This window comes from Spirillospora sp. NPDC049024 (genome assembly GCF_040649235.1).
GTDB lineage: Bacteria > Actinomycetota > Actinomycetes > Streptosporangiales > Streptosporangiaceae > Spirillospora.
Map to the genome: position 1 here is coordinate 20,884 of NZ_JBEZFD010000016.1, position 22,793 is coordinate 43,676.

At 74.3% G+C, this 22,793-nt stretch carries 20 protein-coding genes; 12 read left to right on the forward strand and 8 right to left on the reverse strand.

Annotation, left to right across the window (positions count from 1 at the left end; translation table 11 throughout):
• Positions 1–21 precede the first annotated feature (21 nt).
• Positions 22–1,497 carry an MFS transporter gene (locus tag AB0C21_RS27390; RefSeq protein WP_500207984.1) on the reverse strand — a complete coding sequence of 492 codons (1,476 nt, stop codon included), beginning with the start codon at positions 1,495–1,497 and terminating at the stop codon, positions 22–24.
• Between the two features lie 383 nt (positions 1,498–1,880).
• Here AB0C21_RS27390 and AB0C21_RS27395 point away from each other — a divergent pair, with 383 nt between their 5' ends.
• Positions 1,881–2,069: a hypothetical protein gene (locus AB0C21_RS27395; RefSeq protein WP_500207985.1), complete on the forward strand. Its 189-nt coding sequence runs from the start codon at positions 1,881–1,883 to the stop codon at positions 2,067–2,069.
• A gap of 80 nt (positions 2,070–2,149) precedes the next feature.
• On the opposite strand, the gene AB0C21_RS27400 is transcribed toward AB0C21_RS27395, so the two are convergent.
• The 3 genes from AB0C21_RS27400 to AB0C21_RS27410 form a co-directional block, all read right to left on the reverse strand.
• Positions 2,150–4,798, reverse strand: coding sequence for a cation-translocating P-type ATPase (locus tag AB0C21_RS27400; protein WP_500207986.1), 2,649 nt, complete (start codon positions 4,796–4,798; stop codon positions 2,150–2,152).
• Between the two features lie 282 nt (positions 4,799–5,080).
• On the reverse strand, positions 5,081–5,869 hold the full coding sequence (locus tag AB0C21_RS27405; RefSeq protein WP_500207988.1) for an SDR family NAD(P)-dependent oxidoreductase: 789 nt from the start codon (positions 5,867–5,869) through the stop codon (positions 5,081–5,083).
• Positions 5,866–7,209 (reverse strand): flavin-containing monooxygenase, encoded by a 1,344-nt coding sequence (locus AB0C21_RS27410; RefSeq protein ID WP_500207990.1) that lies wholly within the window; start codon positions 7,207–7,209, stop codon positions 5,866–5,868. Before AB0C21_RS27410 ends, AB0C21_RS27405 begins: the two co-directional genes overlap by 4 nt.
• A 110-nt stretch (positions 7,210–7,319) precedes the next feature.
• On the opposite strand from AB0C21_RS27410, the gene AB0C21_RS27415 reads away from it, so the two are divergent.
• Positions 7,320–8,405 carry an AraC family transcriptional regulator gene (locus tag AB0C21_RS27415; protein WP_500207991.1) on the forward strand — a complete coding sequence of 362 codons (1,086 nt, stop codon included), beginning with the start codon at positions 7,320–7,322 and terminating at the stop codon, positions 8,403–8,405.
• A gap of 85 nt (positions 8,406–8,490) precedes the next feature.
• Positions 8,491–9,177, forward strand: a complete 687-nt coding sequence (locus AB0C21_RS27420) for a hypothetical protein (protein ID WP_500207993.1) — start codon at positions 8,491–8,493, stop codon at positions 9,175–9,177.
• A 29-nt stretch (positions 9,178–9,206) separates the two neighbouring features.
• Here the strand turns inward: AB0C21_RS27420 and AB0C21_RS27425 are convergent, their stop codons facing one another.
• Positions 9,207–10,418 carry an MFS transporter gene (locus tag AB0C21_RS27425; RefSeq protein WP_500207995.1) on the reverse strand — a complete coding sequence of 404 codons (1,212 nt, stop codon included), beginning with the start codon at positions 10,416–10,418 and terminating at the stop codon, positions 9,207–9,209.
• 56 nt (positions 10,419–10,474) lie between these two features.
• Between AB0C21_RS27425 and AB0C21_RS27430 the strand changes: the two genes are divergently transcribed.
• Entirely contained in the window at positions 10,475–11,077 is a 603-nt protein-coding gene (locus tag AB0C21_RS27430) for a CGNR zinc finger domain-containing protein (protein ID WP_500207997.1), read from the forward strand.
• A gap of 16 nt (positions 11,078–11,093) precedes the next feature.
• Here AB0C21_RS27430 and AB0C21_RS27435 read toward each other — a convergent pair whose 3' ends face one another.
• Positions 11,094–11,699: a YkvA family protein gene (locus AB0C21_RS27435; RefSeq protein ID WP_500207998.1), complete on the reverse strand. Its 606-nt coding sequence runs from the start codon at positions 11,697–11,699 to the stop codon at positions 11,094–11,096.
• A gap of 81 nt (positions 11,700–11,780) precedes the next feature.
• Between AB0C21_RS27435 and AB0C21_RS27440 the strand changes: the two genes are divergently transcribed.
• Together AB0C21_RS27440 and AB0C21_RS27445 are read left to right on the forward strand one after the other, a co-directional pair.
• On the forward strand, positions 11,781–12,026 hold the full coding sequence (locus AB0C21_RS27440) for a YcaO-like family protein (RefSeq protein ID WP_500208000.1): 246 nt from the start codon (positions 11,781–11,783) through the stop codon (positions 12,024–12,026).
• A 102-nt stretch (positions 12,027–12,128) separates the two neighbouring features.
• Complete coding sequence (locus AB0C21_RS27445) at positions 12,129–12,818, forward strand: PaaI family thioesterase (RefSeq protein WP_500208001.1); 690 nt, start codon at positions 12,129–12,131, stop codon at positions 12,816–12,818.
• Between the two features lie 214 nt (positions 12,819–13,032).
• Here the strand turns inward: AB0C21_RS27445 and AB0C21_RS27450 are convergent, their stop codons facing one another.
• A complete protein-coding gene (locus AB0C21_RS27450) occupies positions 13,033–13,548 on the reverse strand; it encodes a hypothetical protein (RefSeq protein WP_500208002.1) in 516 nt (171 codons plus the stop codon).
• Between the two features lie 213 nt (positions 13,549–13,761).
• A complete protein-coding gene (locus AB0C21_RS27455) occupies positions 13,762–14,118 on the reverse strand; it encodes a TraR/DksA family transcriptional regulator (protein ID WP_500208003.1) in 357 nt (118 codons plus the stop codon).
• A gap of 382 nt (positions 14,119–14,500) precedes the next feature.
• On the opposite strand from AB0C21_RS27455, the gene AB0C21_RS27460 reads away from it, so the two are divergent.
• Genes AB0C21_RS27460 through AB0C21_RS27485 form a run of 6 tightly spaced genes read left to right on the forward strand, consistent with a single transcriptional unit; the run spans position 14,501 to position 22,793 of the window.
• A complete protein-coding gene (locus AB0C21_RS27460) occupies positions 14,501–15,664 on the forward strand; it encodes a hypothetical protein (RefSeq protein ID WP_500208005.1) in 1,164 nt (387 codons plus the stop codon).
• Positions 15,665–15,666: 2 nt separating this feature from the next.
• Positions 15,667–17,088, forward strand: a complete 1,422-nt coding sequence (locus AB0C21_RS27465; protein WP_500208006.1) for a hypothetical protein — start codon at positions 15,667–15,669, stop codon at positions 17,086–17,088.
• Positions 17,085–19,784 (forward strand): hypothetical protein, encoded by a 2,700-nt coding sequence (locus AB0C21_RS27470; RefSeq protein ID WP_500208007.1) that lies wholly within the window; start codon positions 17,085–17,087, stop codon positions 19,782–19,784. The genes AB0C21_RS27465 and AB0C21_RS27470 overlap by 4 nt, the downstream gene beginning before the upstream one ends.
• Positions 19,784–20,920 (forward strand): hypothetical protein, encoded by a 1,137-nt coding sequence (locus AB0C21_RS27475; protein WP_500208009.1) that lies wholly within the window; start codon positions 19,784–19,786, stop codon positions 20,918–20,920. Before AB0C21_RS27470 ends, AB0C21_RS27475 begins: the two co-directional genes overlap by 1 nt.
• Positions 20,917–21,501 carry a hypothetical protein gene (locus AB0C21_RS27480; protein ID WP_500208010.1) on the forward strand — a complete coding sequence of 195 codons (585 nt, stop codon included), beginning with the start codon at positions 20,917–20,919 and terminating at the stop codon, positions 21,499–21,501. Before AB0C21_RS27475 ends, AB0C21_RS27480 begins: the two co-directional genes overlap by 4 nt.
• Positions 21,502–21,533: 32 nt before the next feature.
• Positions 21,534–22,793 carry a hypothetical protein gene (locus AB0C21_RS27485; RefSeq protein WP_500208012.1) on the forward strand — a complete coding sequence of 420 codons (1,260 nt, stop codon included), beginning with the start codon at positions 21,534–21,536 and terminating at the stop codon, positions 22,791–22,793.

Consider the following 22,793-nt stretch of genomic DNA (forward strand, 5'->3'; position numbering starts at 1 on the left):
GATAGGCGATGCCGCGGTGCCTCAGGAACGGTCGCGCAGCCCTGCGCCAGAGGCATGTCGCCTCCACCTGCCGCGACCTTCGCGCAGCGGTGGCGCGTCCACCGCGCAGTGGAAGCCCGGGGCCTGTGCCGGTCCGGGCGGGTTGCGGACGGCGGCCGCCGCGAGGATCCCGGCGAAGACGCACAGGCCCGCGGCGAGGAGCGCGGCGGTGTGGAAGCCGGTGGAGAACGCTGCCGGATGCATGTAGGCGTTCCCGGTGATCCCGGCGAGGGCCGGGAAGACGGCGACGGCGACGAGCGAGGCGGCGCGGGCCACGTCGTTGTTGACGGCCGAGGCCATGCCCGCGTGCTCGGCGGGAACGGCGGCCAGGACCGTGGCCGTCAGCGGCGCGACAGTGATCGCCAGGCCGAGGCCCAGGACGGTGACCGCGGGCAGGGACTCGGTGAGGTAGTTCCCCGAGGGGCCGATGCGGACGAACAGCCCGAAGCCGGTGCCGATGACGATCGGCCCCAGGCTCATCTGGAGCCGGGGTCCGATGCGTGCGGCGAGCGCGCCGGAACGGGCCGACAGGGCGAGCATGATCGCGGTGATCGGCAGGAGGGAGACGCCCGCCTCGAAGGCGCTGTAGCCGGAGACCTGCTGCAGCTGGATGGGCAGCAGGAACAAGGCGCCGCCCAGCGCCCCGTACACGACGAAGGTGACGATGTTCGTCACGCTGAACTGCCGGGAGCGGAAGAGGCCGAGCGGCAGCATCGGGCGGCGGATCCGGCCTTCCAGCAGCACGAAGCCGGCGATCAGGGCCGTCCCCGCGATGATCGCCGGGATCCCGGCCGCGCCTGTGATCAGTCCGTAGGTCAGGCCGACCAGGCCCAGGGTGGCCAGGGCGCCGCCGGCGATGTCGATCCGGCCGGACGCGTCCGGGTCGCGGGACTCGGGGACGTGCCGCACGGCCAGGACGATGACCACCGCCGCCACCGGCAGGTTGATCAGGAAGATGAGCCGCCAGCTCGCCGCCTGGACGAGCCAGCCGCCGACGAACGGGCCGGCCGCGGAGGCGACGCCGCTCAGCCCGGACCACGCGCCGATCGCCCGGGAGCGGTCGTCGGGATGGAACGAGGCCTCCAGGATCGCGAGGCTGCCGGGAGTGAGCAGCGCCGCGCCGACGCCCTGCAGGGCACGTGCGGCGATGAGGGTGCCCGGGGTCGGCGCGAACGCGCAGAGGGTGGACGCGAGCGCGAACCAGACGACTCCGGCGAGGAAGACGCGGCGGCGGCCGTAGTGGTCGCCGAGGGCGCCCGCGACCAGGAGCAGCCCCGCGAGGGTGAGGGTGTAGGCGGTGACGATCCACTGCAGGGCGGCCAGGCCGGTGCCGAAGTCGCGGCCGATGGCGGGCAGCGCGATGCCCACCACGGTCGCGTCGAGCGAGGCGATCGCCGATCCGAGGACGGTCGCGGCGATCACCCACCGCCCCTGCGCCGTCGCGTACCGGATGTTCATGCCGTCAGCCGGCGATCGGAATCGCCGGCCCCCGCACCGATGATCACGGTCTCCATTGCGCCGCACCTCCACGATTGGCCCGGACCGGCCTCGTCCAGGAGGGGGTCCGCCAGCTAAGACAGGGCCGCCCCCACGTCTGTGACAGTCACCGGTGCGGGCCGGAGCTGTCACAGGACGCAAGGCCGCCCTGTCGTAACTGATGACCGAGGGCCGGCGGAGGCCCCGGCGAGCGCGGCAGCGGCGTCGCCGACCGCCGGCTCACTGGCGAGCGGCGACGGTCCCCCGATGGCGGCGGGACCGCGGGCGGCAAGTAGCACGGCGCCGCCAGGCGCCCGCCTCCGGCGTGGGGAGCCAGACCGTGGCGCCCAGGAGAGGAGACAGCGGTGGAGGAACTGGAAGTCCCCAAGCGGCACGTCGTCCAGATGCTCCTGACAGCGGGTCTGCCCGGCGTGGCGGACGAGGCCGGGCGGGTCCTGCCGGATCCCGTCGGATACGACCTCGCGGAGAGCTTTCTCGCCCGGTACGGCATCACCAAGGACGAGCTGATCAGCTGGCGGGGAGGCAGCCCGTGAAAGCGGCGGGGACGTGCACCGGCCGCCGTCCGCACCCCCGGCCCCTGATGGGCCGGGGGGCACGCTCATGACCGCCTACTTCACCGCGGCTGGGTTCCGCGCTTCCCCGTGGTCAGCCGGCCGAGCACGCTGCGGCTCGGCCTGGTCCGGCCCGCCGCTGCGGCTCCGCGTCCCCGGACGGCCTTGGCGGCCGCGTCGGCCAGCAGGACGGCCGGCACGGCGGTGAGGGCGACCGCCCACCCGAGCGCGGACGGGAGGCCGCCGCCGAGCAGATGGGCCACCGGCGGAATCCCGAGGAAGACGAACATCAGCACCAGATCGGTCGCGACCGCCCACAGCAGCAGCGGGTTGCCGTTCCAGCGGAGCCGTCCCGCCCACCGCGATTCGCTGCGGCACGAGAACGCGGTCGCCATCTGCCCGAGCATGATGGCGGCGAACGCGGTGCCGGACGCCGTGGACAGCAGCGCGGCGGAGGGCGTCTCGCCCCAGCTCCATCCTCCGGCGACGAGGACGGCGGCGAAGGCGGCCATGGTCGCGGCGGCCTCGACGGGACCGAGGACGCCGAAGACGCGGCCGAGGAGGCGGCGGTCGATCAGGCGGTCGTCGCGGGCGCGCCCCTCCAGGGTGTGCCGCCCGGCGGGTTCGGCTCCGAGCGCGAGCGCGGGCAGGATGTCGGTGCCGACGTCCAGGGCGAGGATCTGCAGCACGCCGAGCGCCAGCGGGAGCTGCCCGCCCGTCACCGCCCACGCCGCGAACGGCACCAGTTCGGCGACATTGTCGGTGAGGTGGTAGGTCAGGAACCGGCGGATGTTGGAGAAGGTCGCCCGGCCCAGCTCCACCGCCGCGACGATCGTTGCGAAGTGGTCGTCCAGGAGGACGAGGTCGGCGGCCTCGCGGGCGACGTCGGTGCCGGACGCGCCCATCGCCACGCCGATGTCGGCCTGCCGCAGCGCCGGGCCGTCGTTGACGCCGTCGCCTGTCATGGCCACCACGTGCCCGCGTCCCTGCAGGGCCCGGGCGATCCGCAGCTTGTCCTCGGGGGTGACGCGGGCGACGACCACGCCGTCGCCGTCCAGCAGCCGCCCGAGCTCGGCCTCGTCCCGAGGCAGGTCGGCCCCGGTCACCACCGGGCTCCCCGGCTCGGCCAGCCCGACCTCGGCGGCGATGGCGCGGGCGGTCGCCGGATGGTCCCCCGTGACCATGGCGAGCCGGATGCCCGCCCGGCGGCAGGACGCGATCGCGCCGGCGACGTCGTCACGGGGCGGATCCTGGAGGCCGACCAGGCCGAGCAGCGCCAGTCCGCGCTCGGCCTGGTCGGGGTCGGCGGGCAGGTCGTCCGGCAGGTCGCCGGGCGGGCGGACGGCGACGGCGAGGACGCGCAGGCCTCGTCCGGTCATGGCGGCGAGGGCCTCTTCGGCTCCCGGCACCGGCGCGCAGCGCGGCAGCACCGAGTCGGGAGCGCCTTTCAGGTGCAGTCCGCTGGCGGTGAGCGAGGAGGAGCGCCGCCGCTTCGCGTCGAAGGGGTAGCGGCGCCGCTCGGGCTCGTCGGACAGATCCGCCCCGGCCCGGAGCCCGAGCGCGTGCAGGGCCGCCTCCATCGGGTCCCCGACCGCTCGCCAGCGGCCGTCCTGGCGCCGCGTCCGCCCGGTGGAGCAGCGGTAGGCGGTGACGGCGAGCCTCCGGACGGCCTCCACCGCGTCCGGTCCGCCGATGAGCCGGCCGTCCGGGGAGTATCCGCTTCCCTCGATCCGCACTTCTCCGGACGGCGTCCAGACCTGGACGGCCGTCATCTCGTTGTACGTCAGCGTGCCGGTCTTGTCGGTGCAGATGAACGTGGTGGAGCCGAGCGTCTCCACCGCCTCCAGCCGCCGCACCAGGGCCTTGCTCCCGGCCATCCGCTGCGCGGCGCGGGCCAGCGACAGCGTGACGGTCGGCAGCAGCCCCTCCGGCACCAGCGCGACGGTGACGCCCACGGCCAGCAGGAAGCCCTTGCCGGGCGGCAGTCCGAGCAGCACGGCGACCCCGAAGAACGCCGCACCGACGCCGACCGCGGTCAGCGCGACGACCCGCACCACCCGGTGCAGCTGCCTCGTCAGCGGGCTGGGGCGCCGCCCGGCGGTGCGGGACAGCGCGGCGATGCCCGCCAGCCGGGTCCGCGCCCCCGTGGCCGTGACCCTCGCCTCCGCCTCGCCCTCGGTCACGAACGTGCCCGCGTGCGCGCGGCCGCCCGCCTCCGGCCGGGCCGGGACGCTCTCGCCGGTGAGCGTCGACTCGTCTACCGCCAGGGCATGCGTCTCCAGGAGTTCGAGGTCGGCCGAGACCCGGTCGCCGGCCTCCAGCAGAACGATGTCCCCGACTACGAGGTCCTTGGTGTCGATCACTGTGCGGTGCCCGTCCCGGCGGACCGTCACCCGGGCCGGCAGCAGCTCCCGCAGCCGCCTGCCGGCCCGCTCGGCGCGGTACTCCTGGGCGAACGCGAAGACCCCGTTGAGGACGATCACCACGACGATGGCCGCCGCGAGCTCCGGCAGGCCGCCGACATAGGCGAGGAACGCGGCCGCCCACAGCAGCAGCGCGAAGAAGTGCACCATCTGCCTCGCCAGCGACACCAGCGGAGAGGGCGGCCGCTCCGCCGGGAGCAGGTTCGGCCCGTCCCGCCGCAGCCGCGCGGCGGCCTCACCTGATGTCAGTCCCCGTCGGACGGGGTGGAGGGGCTTCTGCATGATCATTGGACCGGTGACTCCATTGCGGACGTGCGACGCACCCGCACGCCTTCAATGCGGTGGTGTCGATGACACCCCCTCACCCTCCCCGGTCCATGGAGGCGAGGCATGACACGAATGCATGAGATGGCTGGCGCTGCCCGACGGCGCGGCCGAGGACGAGCTGTCGGAGCAGGCACGGGCCGAAATATGTCCGCTAATCGGGCGCCGAACGGTACGCCACGTCCGGCGCCATCGAGTCGTCACCGAAACCGTCAAATCCTGGCTGATAAGCCGCCCCGGCTTTCATCACATTCCGTGGTCCCGCCGGTACTTGCGGAGCCCGGGCTGTGCGAGCCGTTCGAGCAGCGGCCGGACGCGCGGGAGGACGCCGGGGGTGAGGCCGGCGGTCTTGAGGAGCCACCCGTCGTGCCGGGGCAGGTTGGTCTCCAGGCGGGGCCGGTCCAAGTTGGCGACGACCGCCCGGGCGACGGCGTCCGGGCTGAGCGGCCCGCTGAGGAAGTTGAGGGCGGAGCCTCCGTTGGCGGCCTCGTGGCGGAGCATCGGGGTGTCCACGGCGCCGGGGTGGACCATGCCGATGCGCACGCCGGTCTCACGTTCGAGCATCGCGAGCGCGAGCATGAACGCCCGCAGCCCCGCCTTCGACGCGCAGTAGCCGGCGCTCTCCGCGAGCGGCATCATCGCGCCCAGCGACACGACGGAGACGATCCGGCCGGGGCCCCGGCGCAGGGCCGGGTAGAGCGCGCGGCTGAGCTGCATGGGCGCCTGGAGGTTGATCAGCTGCTCGCGGCGGCTGTCCTCGACGGTCACCTCCTCGAACGGCCGGGTGACGACGATCCCCGCGTTGTTGACGAGCAGGTCGCACCGGCCGCCGGAGGCCTCGACGGCCGCCATGACGTCCTGGTGGAAGCCGGGTTCGGTCAGATCTAGACGCAGCCGCGTCAAGGGACCGGGAAGGCGGTCGAGCCCGGCGGCGTCCAGGTCGACGGCGATGACATGGAAGCCGCGCTCCTGGAGGCGGAGGGTGATCGCGGTTCCGATGGCTCCGGCCGCGCCGGTGACGACGGCGACCCTCATGCCGACCTCCGCTGCCGGTCGAACATGCCGGGGGTCAGGCCGGTCCAGCCCATGCGTCCGCCTACCGTGCCGAGGTGTCCGCGGTACGCGTGGGCGTCGACGTAGGACCGGTGACGCGCCGAGTCGAGGAAGCGGATTCCGCCGTCGAGCCTGGGACGGTCCTCCGCGATCATGCGGTCGAACCGCGCCGCGCGGGCCGGCGCGTGCTCCTGGTCGTGGAGGTACTGGGCCAGGATGTTGCTGATGTGGTCGAAGACGGTGTACGCGCTGGAGTTGATCTCCAGGTAGCCGAGGCCGAACAGGTTGCGGTGCTCGCGGTTGAACGCGGTCAGGTACAGGTCGGGTCGGCCGTCGTTCCAGGTGAAGTACTTCTCGGCGTACGGGATGTCCCAGTCGTAGCCGGTGGCGTAGAGCACCAGGTCGATCCGCTCGGCGGTGCCGTCGGTGAAGCGGACCCGGTCGCCGTCCAGGCCGGCGATGTCCGGCCGGACCGCGACGTCGCCGTGCTGGAGGTGGTGGATCAGCTGGCTGTTGAGCAGCGGATGCGACTCGAACAGCTTGTGGTCGGGCTTGGGCAGCCCGTACCTGGTGAGATCGCCTTGGAGGAGCCGGAGCGTCGCCGCGAACAGCGGGCGCTCCAAGCGCAGCGGCAACCGCGGCCCCTTGGCGGCGAACTCGTCACTGGGGACGCCGAAGATGTGCTTGGGGATCAGATGGTAGCCGCGCCGGATGCTGACGAAGGCGGCCTCCGCACTGGCGGCGGCGTCGCAGGCGATGTCGGCGCCCGAGTTGCCCAGGCCCACCACCAGAACGCGCTTGCCGCGGAACTCCTCCGGGCTGCGGTAGGAGGACGAGTGCCGGATCTCCCCGTTGAACGTGCCCGGGTGCCGCGGCATGCGCGGCGTCCAGGTCACGCCGGTCGCGCACACGACCGCCCGGTAGCGGCGGCATGAGCCGTCCTCCGCGGTCACGGCCCATGCGTCGCCGGACCGTTCCACGGCGCTGACGGCGGTGCCGAAGCGGATCGCCTCGCGCAGGCCGTAGGCGTCGGCGAAGTCCCGGGTGTACTGCAGGATCAGCCGGTGGCCGGGATAGTCGGGAAAGTCCTCGGGCATCGGGAAGTCGAAGAACCCGGAGGTCTTCCGCGAGGAGATGAAGTGCGCCGATTCGTACATCGGCGTGCCCGGGTTGTCGAGATTCCAGATGCCGCCGACATCGGAATGCCGCTCGTACTGGTCGTAGGCGATGCCGAGCCGCCGGAAGGCACGGGCGGCCGACAGGCCCGCCGGCCCGGCGCCGACGACGCACACCCGCTCCGGTTCCGATCCGTTCCCCGCCATTAATGCTCCTCTGGACGTGTGACTACGCTCGATCCAACGTCCAGGCTCAGGAGCCCGGGAGGGCCATTCCGGGCTAGCGTGGGGGGCAGACCGGACACCTAGGGGGGCGTGTGAGCGGCGACGCACGGCTCAACGAGGCGGTCATCCCCCCGAGCGTCCTCGTCGGGCTGGTCGAGATCGGGCAGGGCGAGGGCCTTCCGATCGTCTCCTGGTTCGCCGGCACCGGGCTGGATCCGGCCGTACTGCTCACCTCGGGCACCCTGAAGGTCTCCTTCCGGCAGGCGAGCACCATCCTGCGGCGCGCCATGCGGGCGATGCCCGGCAAGCCGCTCGGCATGCGGGTCGGCGGCCGGGACGTCCTGCTGTTGTTCGGCATGCTCGGCGTCGCCCTGCGCTCCTGCTCCACCGCGAAGGAAGCCCTCTCCCTGGCCCTCGAACTGCACCAGGCCGCGGGAAGCCTGCTCGACGTGGAGGCCGAGGCCTTCGGCGACACGGCCGCGCTCCGGTTCCATGAGCGGCGCCCCGACCCCGAACTGATCGCCTTCCTCTGCGAGGAGGCGATGTGCAGCACTCTCGTCCTCCTCCGCTCCATGCTGGGCGCGGACTGGTCGCCCACCCGCATCGAGCTGGCCTACCCCGCCCCGCCCTACGCCGAGGAGTACCGGCGCTTCTTCCGCTGCCCCATCCTGTTCGACGCCGCCGCCAACCGCATGGTCTACCCGGGCGCCCTGCTCGGGCTCGCCTTCCCCACCCACAGCGAACCGACCCGCGCCGCCGCCATCGCCGCCTGCCGCGGCCTCCTCGACCTCGGCACCGCCCGCTCCGACATCACCGTCACCGTCGAGACCCTGCTCGACCAGGACCTCCGCCGCCCGCTCACCATGGCCGAGGCGGCCCGGCACCTCCACATCACCGAACGCACCCTGCGCCGCCAGCTCGCCGCCTCAGGCGAGCACTACAGCACCATCCGCGACCGCGTACGCGAGCGCCGCGCCACCTTCCTCCTCCTCGAGACCGCCCTCCCCGTCGACGCCATCGCCCACGAGGTCGGCTTCAGCGACGCCCGCGAGTTCCGCCGTGCCTACATCCGCTGGACCGGCCACCCACCCAGCACCATCCGCAAAACATCCCCGGGGCAGTCAAAGCCAGCACCCCCTGACCAGTCGAGCACCCAGACCAGCCATGGGACGCGGTGACGATGCGCCTGCCGCTTGCGTGCTGCACCCTTCAGACGATTGCGTTTGATCGCATCAGCGGCATTCGAGAAGGAGGCCTGGGACCATGCGTGCCGACGGTGGCGAGGTCTGGGATCCGTTCGGCACGCTTCGCCGGGTCCTGTGGATCGGTGGCGGGCAGTGGGCCGGCAAGTCCACCGTGGCCCGGCTGCTGGCCGAGCGGTACGGGCTCACCGCCTACAACTACGACTACCACGACGCACGCGGCCACAACGACCGCCGGATCGCCCGCCGGATCAGGCTCGGCCACCCGCCCGACGCCCCGGACCCCGACGCGGTCTGGGTGAACACCACCCCGCAGGAGATGGCCGCCGACACCCTCGCCGGCTTCCCGGCCCGCTTCGAGTGGGCGCTGGACGACCTGCGCGCCCTGATCCCCGGCCGGCCCGTCATCGCCGAAGGCTGGGGGCTGCGCCCCGAACTGGTCGCACCCCTCATCGACTCGTCCCGGCGGATGGTCGTCATGGTGCCCACCGAGGCGTTCCGCGACCGGCAACTGCGCGAACTCCCCCGAGCCGCCGCATTCGGCGGCCGCGTCAGCGACCCCGCCCGGGCCCAACGCAACCGGCTCGAACGGGACCGCCTCGTCGCCGACGACGCCGTCCGCTCCGCCCGACGCCACGGCATCCGCGTCGTCGAGGTCGACGGAACCCGCGACGCCGACGCCGTCGCCGACATCGTCGCCGACCACTTCCGCCCCTACCTCCCGCCCCGGGAGGATCGCCGACCCTGACCGGCCCAGCCCCCCAGGACAACGGCCCTTCAGCGTCGAACACGGTCAGCTGGTTTCTCCCTCCGGGAGTTGACCGGAGCAGAGGGGATGATGACGGCGGCCAGTGCCGCCGAGGCCGCCACGACCGACGCGAGTGCCAGGGCGCCCGGGAGGGACCGGGCCGCGAGCGGTCCGGCGGCCGCCGCACCCACGGCGAATCCGGTGATCTTGAGGCTGGCGCCGGTGGTGAAGATCTGGCCGCGCAGCTTCTCCGGGGCCTCCCGGTGCCGGATCGAGAACAGCGCGGCCAGCTGGGGGCCCTCGCCGATCCCGGCGACGACGACCGCCGCGATCAGCGCGGCCGGCCGTCCCGCGGCCGCCAGGGCGAACGCGGCGGCCTGGACCAGGGCCGCGACCCAGATGATCGTGTCGGGGGCGACGGCGCGCGGGAACCGGGCCAGCAGGGCGTTGGCCGCCAGGGCGGAGACCGCCGAGCAGGACAGCAGGACCGTGCCGCGCCCCGCGCCGCCCAGGACGCGCTCCCCCAGCAGCGGGACGCAGGCGGTCAGCATGCCCTGAGCGGCGCAGCAGACCACCGAGGCGAGGGTCGCTCGCGCCAGAAGGCGCCTGCCGACGATGACCCGTGCGCCGGCGGCGAGATCGCCGATCAGTGAGGCCGCCTGAGCCGCCCGCGCCCGGACGGGCGGGGAGGGCAGCCACCACGCGGCGGGCAGCGCCGAGACGATGAGCACGGCAGCGGCCACCACGGCCATCGGCGCCCCCAGGACCTCCGCCACACCGCCCGCGAGAGCGGGGCCCGCCAGGCTCGCCGCGCTGAAGGTCATGGCGTCGAGGGCGCTCGCCCGCGGCAGACGGTCGCCGGGCGCCACCCGGGGAAGCTGGGCCGTCCATCCGCCGGACAGGGCCGGTCCCAGCAGCCCCGCCGCCACGGCGATAACGATGGTCACGGCGAACGGCACGCGGCCGAGCCCCAGCAGGACCACACCCAGCCCCGCCGCGTACAGCAGGACGGCCCCGCCCAGCAGGCGGCCCGGCCGGCTCGCCCTGTCCAGGAGCACCCCGAGCACCGGTCCCCCGACCGCCGCGGAGACCGTGATGCCCGCGAGAAGCGACGAGGCTTCGGTGGTCGATCCGGCCAGGGCGAAGCCCGCCAGCATCAGCGCCGGACCGGACATCTCGTCCCCGAGACGGGCCGCCACCGCTCCGGCGAGGAACGAGAACAACGAGTAACGCCTCTTCATCGACAGGACGTTACGGAGGTAACTCAAAACATAGCAATATGCGTTACATTGGCTGGATGCGGCCCACCGTCGACGACTGGTCCACCCGGCACTCCGTGCTGTCCATGGCCCGGCGGACCGCCGCCCTGGTCAACGTCCTCGCCGATGACCGCCCTGACCCGGCGACCGTTGCCGGCGTGCTCGGCGCCTACGGCGAGACGGTCCCCGCGCCGGGCCTCAGCACCGGCGATATCGCCGAGATGCGCGCGGCCGCCGCTCTGCTCCGGGACGTCTTCGCCGCGGAGGACGCCGACGACGCCGCCACCGCCCTCAACCGCCTCCTGCGCGAGCACACCGGGCCGCTCCGTCTGACCTCGCACGGCGGCGGCACGCCCTGGCATCCGCACCTCGACCGCGACGACGACGCCCCGTGGGGCGAGTGGCTCCTCGCCTCGTCCTGCATGGCCCTGACCGTCCTGGTCTGGGACCGGCAACGCCCGCCCGGCCGCGTCTGCTCGTCGCCCAGCTGCCGGAACGTCTTCATCGCGCAAGGCAGCGGACCAGAACGCCGCTACTGCTCCCGCCGATGCGCGACCCGCGAACGCGTCGCGGCCCACCGGCGCGCCCACTCCGCCATGCCGTCCGGCGACCCCGGCGAGGAAGGCCACCGCCGCCGCTGAAGCCGCCCGCCGCGCTTCAGGGCGCGCGGCGTTCCGTGCGGGAACGCCGCGTGTACTCCTGGCCGAGCGCGAACAGCAGCCAGGTGAGGGCGGTGGCGTCGTCGACGACGCCGAACGGCAGGAAGACGTCCGGGATCAGGTCGACCGGGGAGACGATGTAGATCACCGCGACCACCATCGCGACGATCTTGCCGGTCGGGGTCCGGTAGTACGCCTGCGCGGCCCTGCCGGTCGGCCCGACGCGGCGTCGCCTGCGCAGCCGCAGGATGCCCGCGATCAGCAGGACCGCGCCGACGGCCATGACGGCGGCGCCCGCCACGGTGATGTCGACGCCGCCCAGGTCACCGTCCGCGGTGAGAGCGGGGACGGCACCCGCGACAAGGAGGACAAGCCCGAGCCAAACCATGCGCACCTCCGGGGGGACGTGTCCTCCGGTATTGCCGCCCCAGCCGACTTCACTCGGATTCACGGCCACCGCCCGGCTTGGATGCGGCGAGGCACTGCGCTCCACCGCCGTCCCGGCCGTCCCTGCCAAGGAGCAGGAGAAGCGGTAGCCCGCGGCGGCGAACACGCCGCCCCCGGTCGCGGCGCCGCAGCGGCGGTGCGGCGACCGGCCACCCATCGCCTGGAAGGTGTCGCTCTTGCCCCGGACAAGACCGTCCTGCCCGCATCCGGGCGGCGTCAGGCGACAGGGAGCGGGGCGGTGGCCGATCTCGCCTACCACTGCGGCGACGACGAACCAGACCTGGCCGTCCTACAGCTGTACACCACGACCAACGACTGCGCGGCGGGCGCCACGCTCGACGACGCGCTCGTCCACGCGGTGAACGAGCTGGTGGAGCGGGACGCGTTCAGCCAGTACCTCCTGTCGTCGGTCCTGGGACCGCGCCGACCGCTGCCGCGCATCGAGGGCGGCGCGCCCGGACGCGCAGGTCGTGGACGGACGTAGCGGGTGCTCGTCAGCTCGGGGCCGACCGTGCCCCAGGTGACCCCGGCGCGTTTCGCGGCGCAGGTGCCGTTGGCGCCGGCCCCGGCGGTATACGGTCGGCGCATGACGAGCCGCCGCCCCTCGCCCGAAGCGTCCGCGATGAACGTCGGCGGCTTCGTCCGCGACGACACGCCGACCGCCGAGGTGGACCGCCGGGAGGCGGTGATGGCTTCGCTGGCCGGAACCGTCCGCGAGCTGGTCGACGCCACGATCCGCACGACCGTCGACGACGAGGAGGTGCAGCGGGTCCGCGACGACCTCGCCGCACTCGTCGACCGGCTGCGGGCCGCCCAGCTGCCCGGCCCCGCCGGCATCAGGTACAACGCCGAACTCCGGGCGTGGAACTGGGGCAATGCCGTGATAGGGGCCGCGAACGCGATCGCTCCGCCACTCCGCGTCGTCCACGGCCCGTCCGGATGCCACGCCGACGTCGTCCTCGGCGCGGCCTATGAGGGACCTCCCGGGCTGGTGCACGGCGGGGTCTCCGCGATGCTCCTCGACCACATCATGGGCGAGACGGCGTCCGGGATGCGCCGGGCGACCTTCACGGGAACGCTCACCATGCGCTACCGGCGCGGCACCCCCCTCGGCGCCCTCCGCCTCGAAGCGGAGATCGTCCGCGAGGAGGGGCGCAAGGTGTTCGTGGCGGGGTCGATCGCCGACGCCGACGGTGTGACCGTCGAGGCCGAAGGGGTGTTCATCCAGCCCGCGGGGACGACGGGCGATGGCCCGCCGGAGCAGCCAAGCACATAGAGCCTGCCATGCCTTCGGCCGCGGTGGTCGCGTCTGAAGGGAGCCCGCACCGATGCCCCTTTCGCCGAGTCAGCCGTGGAAACGGGGGGCGGGGCCGGGATGGTGAGCAGGGCGGCGATCTGGAGTGCGGCGCGACCGGGCGGGGCGCGGCACCTGCCCCGGCCGGTGCTCAGCCGGACGATCGGTTCAGCGCCGGCTGCCGCGACCGCCGCGATCAGTTGAAGCAGTCCTGGTCCTTCAGGTTCAGCGCCATCATGGTGACGCGGCCGCGTTCCACCTCGAACTGGTACAGCGCGCGGCGGTTGCCGGGCGCGGTGACGTCCCAGAAGCCGTGGATGTCGCGCCGGACGTCCGGATAGCCGCGCTTGAGCTCGGCGAAGGTGGAGCCGAGATGGACGCCGCGCGGAGTGCGGGTGCCCCGGGGCGGCTGGATCATCGCGACCCCGTACTTCTTGGAGACGTAGACCGACACCTCGTCGGGGCCCGTGGGGTGGTCCTTCAGGTCGAAGCCGTCGCACCACGGTCCGGTCGACTTGCGCACCAGCATCCCGGTGCGCAGCGCGTCCCGCTCGGAACTGCCGATCTTCAGGTCACCGTAACCCTGGGAAGTGAGCTGGACGGCCTCGACGGCGGCGAGCGCCGCACTCGTCCCGGCGACGGCAGGGGCGGCGGCGAGGACGAGGCTGAGGGCGGAGGCCGTGCCGACCACGGCCATGGTGGAGGTGCGCATGAGCTTCTCCTGCTCCGTAGTGATTCCAGGAGGCCTGACGGTCCCCTCACTCCTGCCCATAGAGCGTTCACTCCAATACAGAGCGTGATGGAGTTCGGTTGTGCCGGAAGGTGAGCACTCTGTGACTCCCCCCTACGCCACCTGCCTCGCGCGCTGATGACGAGGCCATGACCTCCTCGACCTAGGGGGCCATTCGGTCGGCGCGGAAGGGGGTCAGGCGCAGGAGATGCAGAGAGCCGCGGCGGGACGGGCCGCCAGCCGGCCGGCGCCGATGGGGCCGCCGCAGGAGGTGCAGATGCCGTAGGTCCCCGCGGCGAGGCGTTCGAGAGCGCGGTCGAGGTCGTCGAGACGGTTCCGGGCCGCCGCCAGCAACGCCTCGACGTGGGCTCGCTCGAAACCGAGCGTCGCGCCCTCGGGGTCGTGTTCGTCGTCCACGGCCGCCAGCCGCGCCGACTCCACGATCCCCTCGCGGTCGCGGTCGAGCGCGCGGACGGCGGCGAGCGTGCGCTCGCGCTCGGCCTCCAGCACCTCGCGCGTCCGCGCCGCTTCCACGTCCGTCCCGTCGCTCATCTCTAGTAGAACTCCCTGGCCGGCGGGCTCATTCCGCGCCGAGCCGGTCGGACGTCCCCGTAGGGTGTGTGGCATTTCGTGGCGCTTTGTCCATTGCGTTTTACACACTCACGGACATTTGTCCGCGTCCGGCCGCGACGGCCGGGGCGGCGGAACGGGGGGCGGCGGCGGGAGCGCCGTGCACGCCGCCGATGCGGCTTGGCGGGCCACTGCGGCCGGGGCGGTTCCCGCTCTGGCCTGGGTCGATCTCAAATCGAAAAAAGTGGCAACCTTCCCCCAACTCCGAGCGTCACACCTACCGGATCGCATGCAGCACTTAATCGTCACGCCGCAAATATGACCCGGAGGGGGCGCTATCTACACAGAACGGGCGGGGGCGCCAGTGGAAGAGACATTCACCCTGCAGAAGTCATCTTTCGGGCAATCCGGTCGGGTCACGGTCACTTTCACGCAGGGCGAGCTGGAGCACGGGGACGCGCTCCTCAGCCACCGCTACGGCCGCGCCGACGACCGCGACGTCCTCCTCAAGACGGCCCTCTCGCCCGCCGGGGCGAAGGTGCTGCGCCGCGAGGCCGAGGTCTACGACCGGATCGGCGGACGGCAGGCGTCCGCCGGGCGGATGATCGGCTTCCAGGCGGCGCAGAGCCCCGTGCGCCTGATGGTCACCCGCCGCGGCGTGCCGGTCTCCCGGTGGGATCCGGCGCCGCGGCTCGACGACGTGCAGCTCGGCCGGGCGGCGCGCGACCTGTTCGGCGCGCTCGCGTTCCTCGCGGACCTCGGCTTCGCGCACCGGGCCGTCTCGGCGGACACGGTGTTCTGGGACGGCCGCCGCGTCGAGCTGCACGGCTTCGGGCACGTGGAGCCGCTCGGCCCGCCCGAGGCGCTCGCCGGGTCCGCGCTCGGCTCGCCGACGGGGCTGCCGGTCAGCGACGTCCCGGACGTCCATGCGGCCGCCCACCTGCTGCTCCGGCTCGCCACCGGGTCGCCCGGCGGCGGCACGCCCGCGGCGCTCGTCGCGGAGCTCGCCGAGGTCGACGCCGACCTCGCGCGGGCGCTCGAACCGGCCTTCCACGCCACCGGCGGCCATGCCGTCTCCCCCGGGGAGATCAAGGACCGGCTGTGGCGGAGCCGTCCGATACCGCCGCCGCCCGCGGGCGGTCCGGAGGACCGGCACGTCCCGGAGGCCCCGCCCCGGCAGCCGCCCCCGGATCAGGCGACCTCTGGTGCGACCACCCCTCAGACGACGCGGCCCGAGGCCAGGCCGCCTTCGGCCGTCCGCGACCAGCGGCTCGCCGCGCAGGAGAACGGACGGGCCGAGTTCCGCGAGCTGCGCCGCCGGCAGCGGGAGTTCCGCGAGAGCCGCCGGGTCGCGGCCGAGCCGCCGCGGGCGCAGGCCCCGGACGGCCCCGTCGCTCCGCCCCGGCCGGCCCGGCTCCCGGCAGCGGACGGGACGCCCCCCACCGGCGGGCACGGCCCGCTGCTCTTCCTCCTCCTCGGGGTCCTTGCCGTGGCCCTGATCGTCAGCGCCGTCCTGCTCGTGAGGTGAACGTGAGCGACCCCGAACCGCCCAGGCCCAAACTTCCTCCGAAGCTCGACGGGCCGCCCTTCCCGATGCCCGCCGCGAACACGGACCTGGAGCTGAACCTGGCCCAGGTCGCGCCTCCGGGCCTGGACGCCCGGCCGAACGGCGCCGCGCCCGGCGACGCGCTCGCCGGCGCCACGGCGGCCGGCGCCACGGCGGCGGGCGCCACGGCGGCCGAGAGCACCGCGGCCGAGGGCACGGCGGCCGGCGACTGGCCCGCCGACCCCCCGTACGAGCCGCGCCCCGAGACGGTGATGGGCGAGGACCTCGGCTCGGCGTCCCCGCACCGGCCCCGCGTGCCCGGCCCGCCGGACGGACCCGACCGCACCATGGTGTGCCCGTACTGCCTGAGCGAGTTCGACTGGAACACCGCCCCGCTCGTCGACCGCACCGTGGACGGCGACGAGATCGCGCTGACCCGGGAGCCCGGCGAGGGCGACGTCCGCTGGCGCACCCGGACGATGCACGCCTGGCGGGTCTGCGAGGCCACCGGCAAGGACCACTTCGTGCCGGCGTCGCTCGGCGGCATGACCGTCCTGATCGTCGGGATGGTCGGCACGTCCGGGTCGGGCAAGTCGCACCTGCTCGCGGCGATGACCGAGGAGCTCGACCAGGCCGCGCTGAAGATCTCGCACCGGCTGGACGTGCTGCCGCTCGACCCGCGGCTGCAGCGGGAGCTGTTCGCCAGGAACCGGTTCGACCTGCTGCGCGACCGCAAGCCGCTGCCGGTCACCCGCCGGGCGCTGAGCCCGGAGTTCACCTGCGCCTACCGGATCACCAGCGGGCACACCGGCGAGCAGTACGCGCTGCTGGTCTTCGACGTGCCGGGGGAGATCTTCAGCCAGGGCCACACCCGCGACGACACCCCGTTCATGAGCATCGCGGACGGGCTGATCTTCGTGGCGGACGGCACCGAGCTGGACGTCCGGCACGGCCGGCACACCGGCGACCCGGGGTTCACCGCGGTGCTCAGCCACATCGACCACGTCCGCGCGGGGCAGGGCCTGGAGTTCCTGCCGCTGCCCGCCGCGCTGGTGATCGCCAAGTCGGACACGCTGCGCGCGTTCAAGGAGGTCGACCGGTGGCTCGACCGCCGGGACGACCTCGAACTCGGCACGGTCGAGCAGGAGTCCGAGGACGCCTACGCCCTGCTGCGCTCGCGCGGCGCGGGGTCGTGGCTCGTCCCGGTCCAGAAGTGCGAGGACGCGACCCTGCACTTCGCGTCGGCGACCGGTGTCGGCGTCGACCTGGAGAGCGGCGAGTACCCCGAGCAGTCGTTCCGGCGGCAGCGGGTGCTGCGGCCGCTGCTGTCGCTGCTCGCGATGAAGGGCGTGCTGCCGCGCGAGGTGCTCGACGCGTCCGCGGACCGGGCGGGGGCGGCGTCATGACGACCGGTCCCCTTCCCGCGTCCGACCGCGTCGACCAGATCGTCTTCGCCTGGTCGGACCGGCTGCTGGCCGGCGGCCGCGGTCTCGGCCCGGTCGCGACGTCCCTCGACGCCGACGGGCTGCGCGTGTGGAACGAGCGGCTGGCCGGCGGCGACGTCGCCGTCGGGCAGTGGCTGTCCGGCCTGGCCGAGTGCGCGGCGCTCGGCGCGCTGCGGTTCGGCCGGCGGGGCGAGCACGGCGCCGCGCTGCGGCTGGTCCCGGCCCGCGACCCGAACGGCCGGCCCTCCCAGCTCGTGCACGCGCTCGTCGGTCCGGCGTCGGTGGTGAACGCGGCCTTGGTGCTCGGGCTTCACCGCTGGCAGGGGTGGAGCACGCCGGAGCGGCTCGACGGGACGCCCTCCGACCTCGAACCGCTCGACGCGACCGCGCTGTGGACGCACGCCCGGGCCGGGCTGGACGAGCCGTCCGCGCCCCGCGACGCGCTGGCCGGCCTGCTCGCCGGGGTGCTCGCCGCGCCCTGCGACTCGTACCTGGCCGACATCTCCCCGGACGACGTCGGCCTGGCCGCCGGGCTCGTGCGCCGGTTGGACGGGGTGGCCGGGGCGACTCCGCTGACGATGCTGCTGGGCGCGCAGGTCACCCGTCCCGAGCTGCGGCCCCGGCTGCTGGCGGTCGGCCTGCCCGACGCCAGGAACGGGCGGACGCCGCTGACGACCGCGGGCGGCGCCGAGCCCGGTGCCGCCCGGGTGGCCGGGCTCCTCGCCGACCTGCCGCCGGGTTCGCTGACCCGGCCGCGCGCGCCGCTGACGACCGCCGCGGCGCTCGCGGACTGGGTGGAGGCGGAGCACCAGCGGGCCACCGGCGTCCTCGAACTCGTCGACCGGGCGATCGCGGGCAAGCTGGACGAGCGCGCGCGCCACTACCTGAACGGCCCTGACGCGCAGGAGCAGCTGCGCGCCCATCTCCGGAACGCGGGCATGGAGTGGCTCACCGAGCGGCTGCTGCGCTGGACGGAGGCGAACCCGCACGGGCTGACGGAGGCCGCCCGCACGCTCCGGCAGGTCGCCGCCGCCCGGTACCTGGCGGAGGCCGGGAAGGACCGCGAGGCCGCCGAACAGCTGCTGCAGGCCGCTCGCCGGACGGGCCTCACGGCGCCGGAGGCGGGCCGCGTCCTCGCGAACTGGTACGCCGGACTGCCCGAGGCCACCTCGGCGGACCGGTACAGCGCCGTGTACTTCGCGGTAGACGCCGGCATCGACCCCGCATCCGACGACACCTTCGCCCGGCTCCTGCCCGGCATGAAGGCGGCCGACCTGCTGGGGTGGAGCAGGGTGCTGGCGCCGAGCGAGCACGTGAGCGCCGCCCTGCACTTCCTGCGCACCGCGCACCGGCAGTGGAGCCGCGGCGACCGGCGCGGCGACGAGGACGTCCGCGCGCTGATGCGCGAGACCGAGATGTTCCACGAGACGATCCACGAGATCGTCTCGCGCTGCGGCCTGCGCCCGGAGGACGAGAACGAGCTGTACCGGAACGTCCTGCACCTGGCGTACGGCCACCCCGTCACGGACCTGGCCCCGGTGCTCGGCGCGCTGCCCGCCGACGCGGAGGCGACGCAGTTCCGGCCGTGGGCGGCCCTCGCCGAGGTGCTCGCGGGCGACCGCGCCCACGTCTTCCAGCTCGTCGCGCAGGCGCGCCGCCGGAAGGCCCCGGCGCCGGTGCTGGAGGACATGCTGGGCGTCCTGTCCAGCGCCGACCTGGTCCGGGGGCTGGCCGAGCAGTCCGGGCAGCCGAGCCTTCTCGGGGCCGTGGGCCAGGTGCTGCGCAAGCGTGCGGCCGCGCCCGCCGAGCAGCGCGCGATCCGCGAGGCCGCCCTGGCCGAGCGGTTCCTGGCGGGCCTGGTGGAAGAGGCGTGGCCCGACGAGCCGGGGACGCGGTTCGACGCGTACTCGTACCTGCTCAAGGTCGTCTACCAGGCCGGGGACCGGGCGGACGGCGGCGGGCTCACGCGGGCGGAGGTGGACGAGCTCGTGCGGGACGGCGGCACGGGGCCGTTCCTGCTGGCCGTGGTCGCCCACGCGGCGCGGGACGCGGTCGTGCCCGCCCTCCTGCAGGCGGCCCACCGGCACGCGGCCGACCTCGGCCTGCCGTCCGAGACCGTCGAGTTCGCGCTGCGCGGGCCGCACCGGGCCGCCGAGGCGCGGACCGCCGCGAGGACGCCCGCCGAACCGGCGCGCGGCGCCCTGCCGCAGGCGCAGGGCGCGCCCCAGGGGCAGCCCGCCGGGGGCGGCCCGGCCCGCGCCGCCTCCGCGTTCCCCGAGCAGTCGATCCCGCCGCAGCACTTCTCGTTCGACCCGCCGGCCCCGCGCCGGGACCACTTCCCGTCCGACTCCGAGCGGGAGCGGCCGGACGACGGCCGGCACCCGGTCGTCGTCTGGATCACCGGCCGCACCGTCCAGGAGTGGGCGATCGCGGTGCTCGGCCTCGGAGTCGCCGTCCTGCTCGGCCTCTGGCTGTTCGGCGGCTCGGACGAGGCCCCGCCGCCGCGGCGGGTCGCCCCGACCGTGACCGTCACCGTCTCGCCGTCCGCCTCCCCGACGTCCACCTCTCCGACGGCCGGCGCCGAGTCGCCCGCCGCCGAGGGCGGGACGCCGGCCGGCGGCCGCTCCCCGCAACCGACGACTGGAAAGACCCCCTGATGGCGCCTGGAGAGACGATCAGCCCGACCGAGCCCCTCACCTCCGACGACATCCTCAGAGGCATCAGCACGCGGTTCCACCGGTACGCCGACCGGGCGCTGCGGGACTCCCCCGGGGACGCCGCCAGCGGCCCCGCGCTGCTGAAACGCCTCGCCGACGACCTCGACCCGGCGGGCGGGCCGCCGCCGGCCGGCGTCGACCTCGTCACCGCCTACCCGGCGGACGCGCTGCTGCCCGACCCGGCGCCGCGCCGGTCGCTGGAGATCGCGCTGTTCTGGGGCCGGCTCTTCCAGAACGTGCTGGTCTTCGCACCGATCGTCGTCACCTGGTGGAAGCTGCACGACGCCCTGAACGCCTACGGCCGGGCCCACAGCGAGGGCTCGTTCCTGCTCGGCTGGCAGGCCGGCTCGTTCGACCCCGACCACATCCGGCGCGGCGTCGAGGACTTCGCACCGCTGTCGGAGACGGCGTGGTGGGTCGTCATCGCCGTCCTCGTCGTCATCGGGTTCACCGCCCTCGTCACCACCTGCGAGAACCTTCTCGACCGCCCGCGCTACGAGGCCGAGCGCGTGCAGATCGCGCAGGACGTGGCGCTCGCGTCGCACCTGCTGTCCGGCTCCCGGGACGACCGGGTCACCTACCGGGACCTCCAGGCGCTCGTGCAGCGGATGGAGACCAGCGTGGGCGGGCTCATCGGCCGCCTCGCGGCCACCGCCGAGGACGTCCGCGCGGCGCTGGAGGGCAGCACCGGCAAGCGGATCGAGGAGGCCGTCCAGACCTGGATCGACAAGGCCGAGTCGCTGGAGCGGGCGATCGCGGGCATGCAGGCGCCCGCCGAGACGCTGGAGCGCTTCCGGGAGCTGCAGGGCGACATCGCGGCCGGGCAGCGCGAGCTGCGCGCCGAACTGGCCGCCATGGTGACGCAGGTGGAGCGGGCGACACTCGCCACCACCGACCACGCCGAGGCCGCGCAGCACTACCAGGACGCCGGCAACGCGGTGCTCGCCGACGCGGTCACCCGGCTGTCCGCCGGCACCGACCGGCTGTCGAAGGCGCTCGAGCAGCTGGAGTACCTCGTCGACGACACCCGCGAGTTCGTCGCCTACGTGCGGCACGACGGCGGTGCGCACCGGTGACGGGGCCCGCGAGGAGGCGCGCGTCCCGGCGGGGACGGCGGACCTCCCGGTTCGGCGCGGCGCACCTCGCCGGCTGGCTGTTCGCCGACCTGATGCTCGTGCTGTTCCTCGTCGCCATGGCGGTGCAGCCCCGCGCGCAGCTCACCACCGGCCTGCCGGAGCAGAAGAAGCCGCGGCCGTCCGGTCCGCGCGTCCTCGGCCAGGACTTCTGCGACTTCCTGATCCCGGTGCAGGCCGGGGGGCTGCTCTCCGGCTCCGGCGGGGCCCGCGCCGACCTGCTGAAGAAGGTCGACGAGGCGCTGCGCGGCGAGCACCCGTCCTGGCTGTACGGGGACGAGATGCGGCGCGAGGGGCCCCGCGCCGCCTGCATGGAGCAGCTCCGGCAGAGGCTCCAGGTCGGCTTCTTCCTCGCCTACGGCGCGCGGAACGACACCGGCAGCGGCGTCACCCTCGGCAGGAACGCCGCCAAGGCCATCAAGTCCGGCAACCCCCGGTTCCGCGAGGCGATCTACCGGGCCGCGTGGACGGGCGGGGAGGGCGACGGCTCCGTCCAGCTCGTCGTCTTCTTCTACCAGAACTGATCCCAGATCGATCGACACAGGGACGTGACGGGGTGACCACCGAAACCGCACTGCTCGAAACGCCGTCCGGCGCGGGACGCGTCGAGTTCGCGCTGACCCTCGACCAGGGGAGCCGCGTCGGCGCCCGCTACAGAAGCCACTACGGAACGGTCCGGCCCGCGGGCGGCGCCGAGGTCGAGTGCGTCTACAAGGTCGCCACCGGCGCCACGGGGAAGCGCGCGCTGAGCAACGAGGTGGCCGTCTGGGGCGGCCTCCGCATGGAGGACGTGCGCGCCGACCAGTTCGGGACGCTGCTCGGCTTCGACGTCGACTCCCCCGACGGCCCGGCCCGGCTGGTGCAGACGCGGCGCGGCCGTCCGCTCGCCGGGACCTCCCCGCTCACCGCCGAGCGGCTGCGGCAACCGGCATACGACCTGTTCACCGCGCTCCGTGTGCTGGCGGACAACGCCTACGCGCTCGGCGAACTGTCCCCCGGGATGCTCCTGTGGGACGGCAGGCGGCTGCAGATCGCCGACCTGGGCAACGCGGTCGGCCAGCCGGACGACCTCCGGGCGGCGCGGGACGTGCGCGCGGCGGCCGGGCTGCTGTTCTGGCTCGCGTCGGGCGAGCTGTCGTCGTTCGGGCCGGACGGCGCGGGCCCGGCCGACGCGAGTGAGCTGAGCTGGCTGGTCCGGCACCACCCCGACCTCGGCATGGTGCTGCGTCCCGTCTTCGACGAGGAGGTCCCCACGGCCGCGGAGGTACTGGCCCGCATGGAGGGCTGGCCCGTCTCCGGAGACACGACGGAGCGGGACGCGTCCGCCGGGCAGGACTCCCCCACCGAGCAGGACGTCCCCGAGGACGACGACACGCACACCGTGGAGATCCAGGTCGCGGCCCATGCGGCGCAGGCCGGACAGAACACGCGCACCGGCCAGGCCGGGACGGCGGAACGGGCCGCGCCGAAGCCGCCGCTTCCGCCGCCTCCGCCGGCGCCCCCGGCGGCAAGCGGCGCCGCGCGCGCCATCGAGAACTACCGGAGGGAGAAGCAGTGGCTCGGCCAGCGGAGGCACGGCGCGCCCGCGCACCCGTCCAGGGGAGCCGCGCCCCCGCTGCCTCCTGCGCCGGGCACGGGGCGGGGCCTGGGGCCGGGAACCGGACGGCCGGACGCCGCGGAGCGGATCGGCGTCCCCTCGCTGCCCCGCGACTTCCCCTTCCGCGTCGGCGACGACGGCAGGCGCAGGCCGCATCCCGCGCTGGTGTGGCCCGTGGTGTTCGTCCTGGTCGTCCTCGTCCTCCTGGTGGTGTTGTGA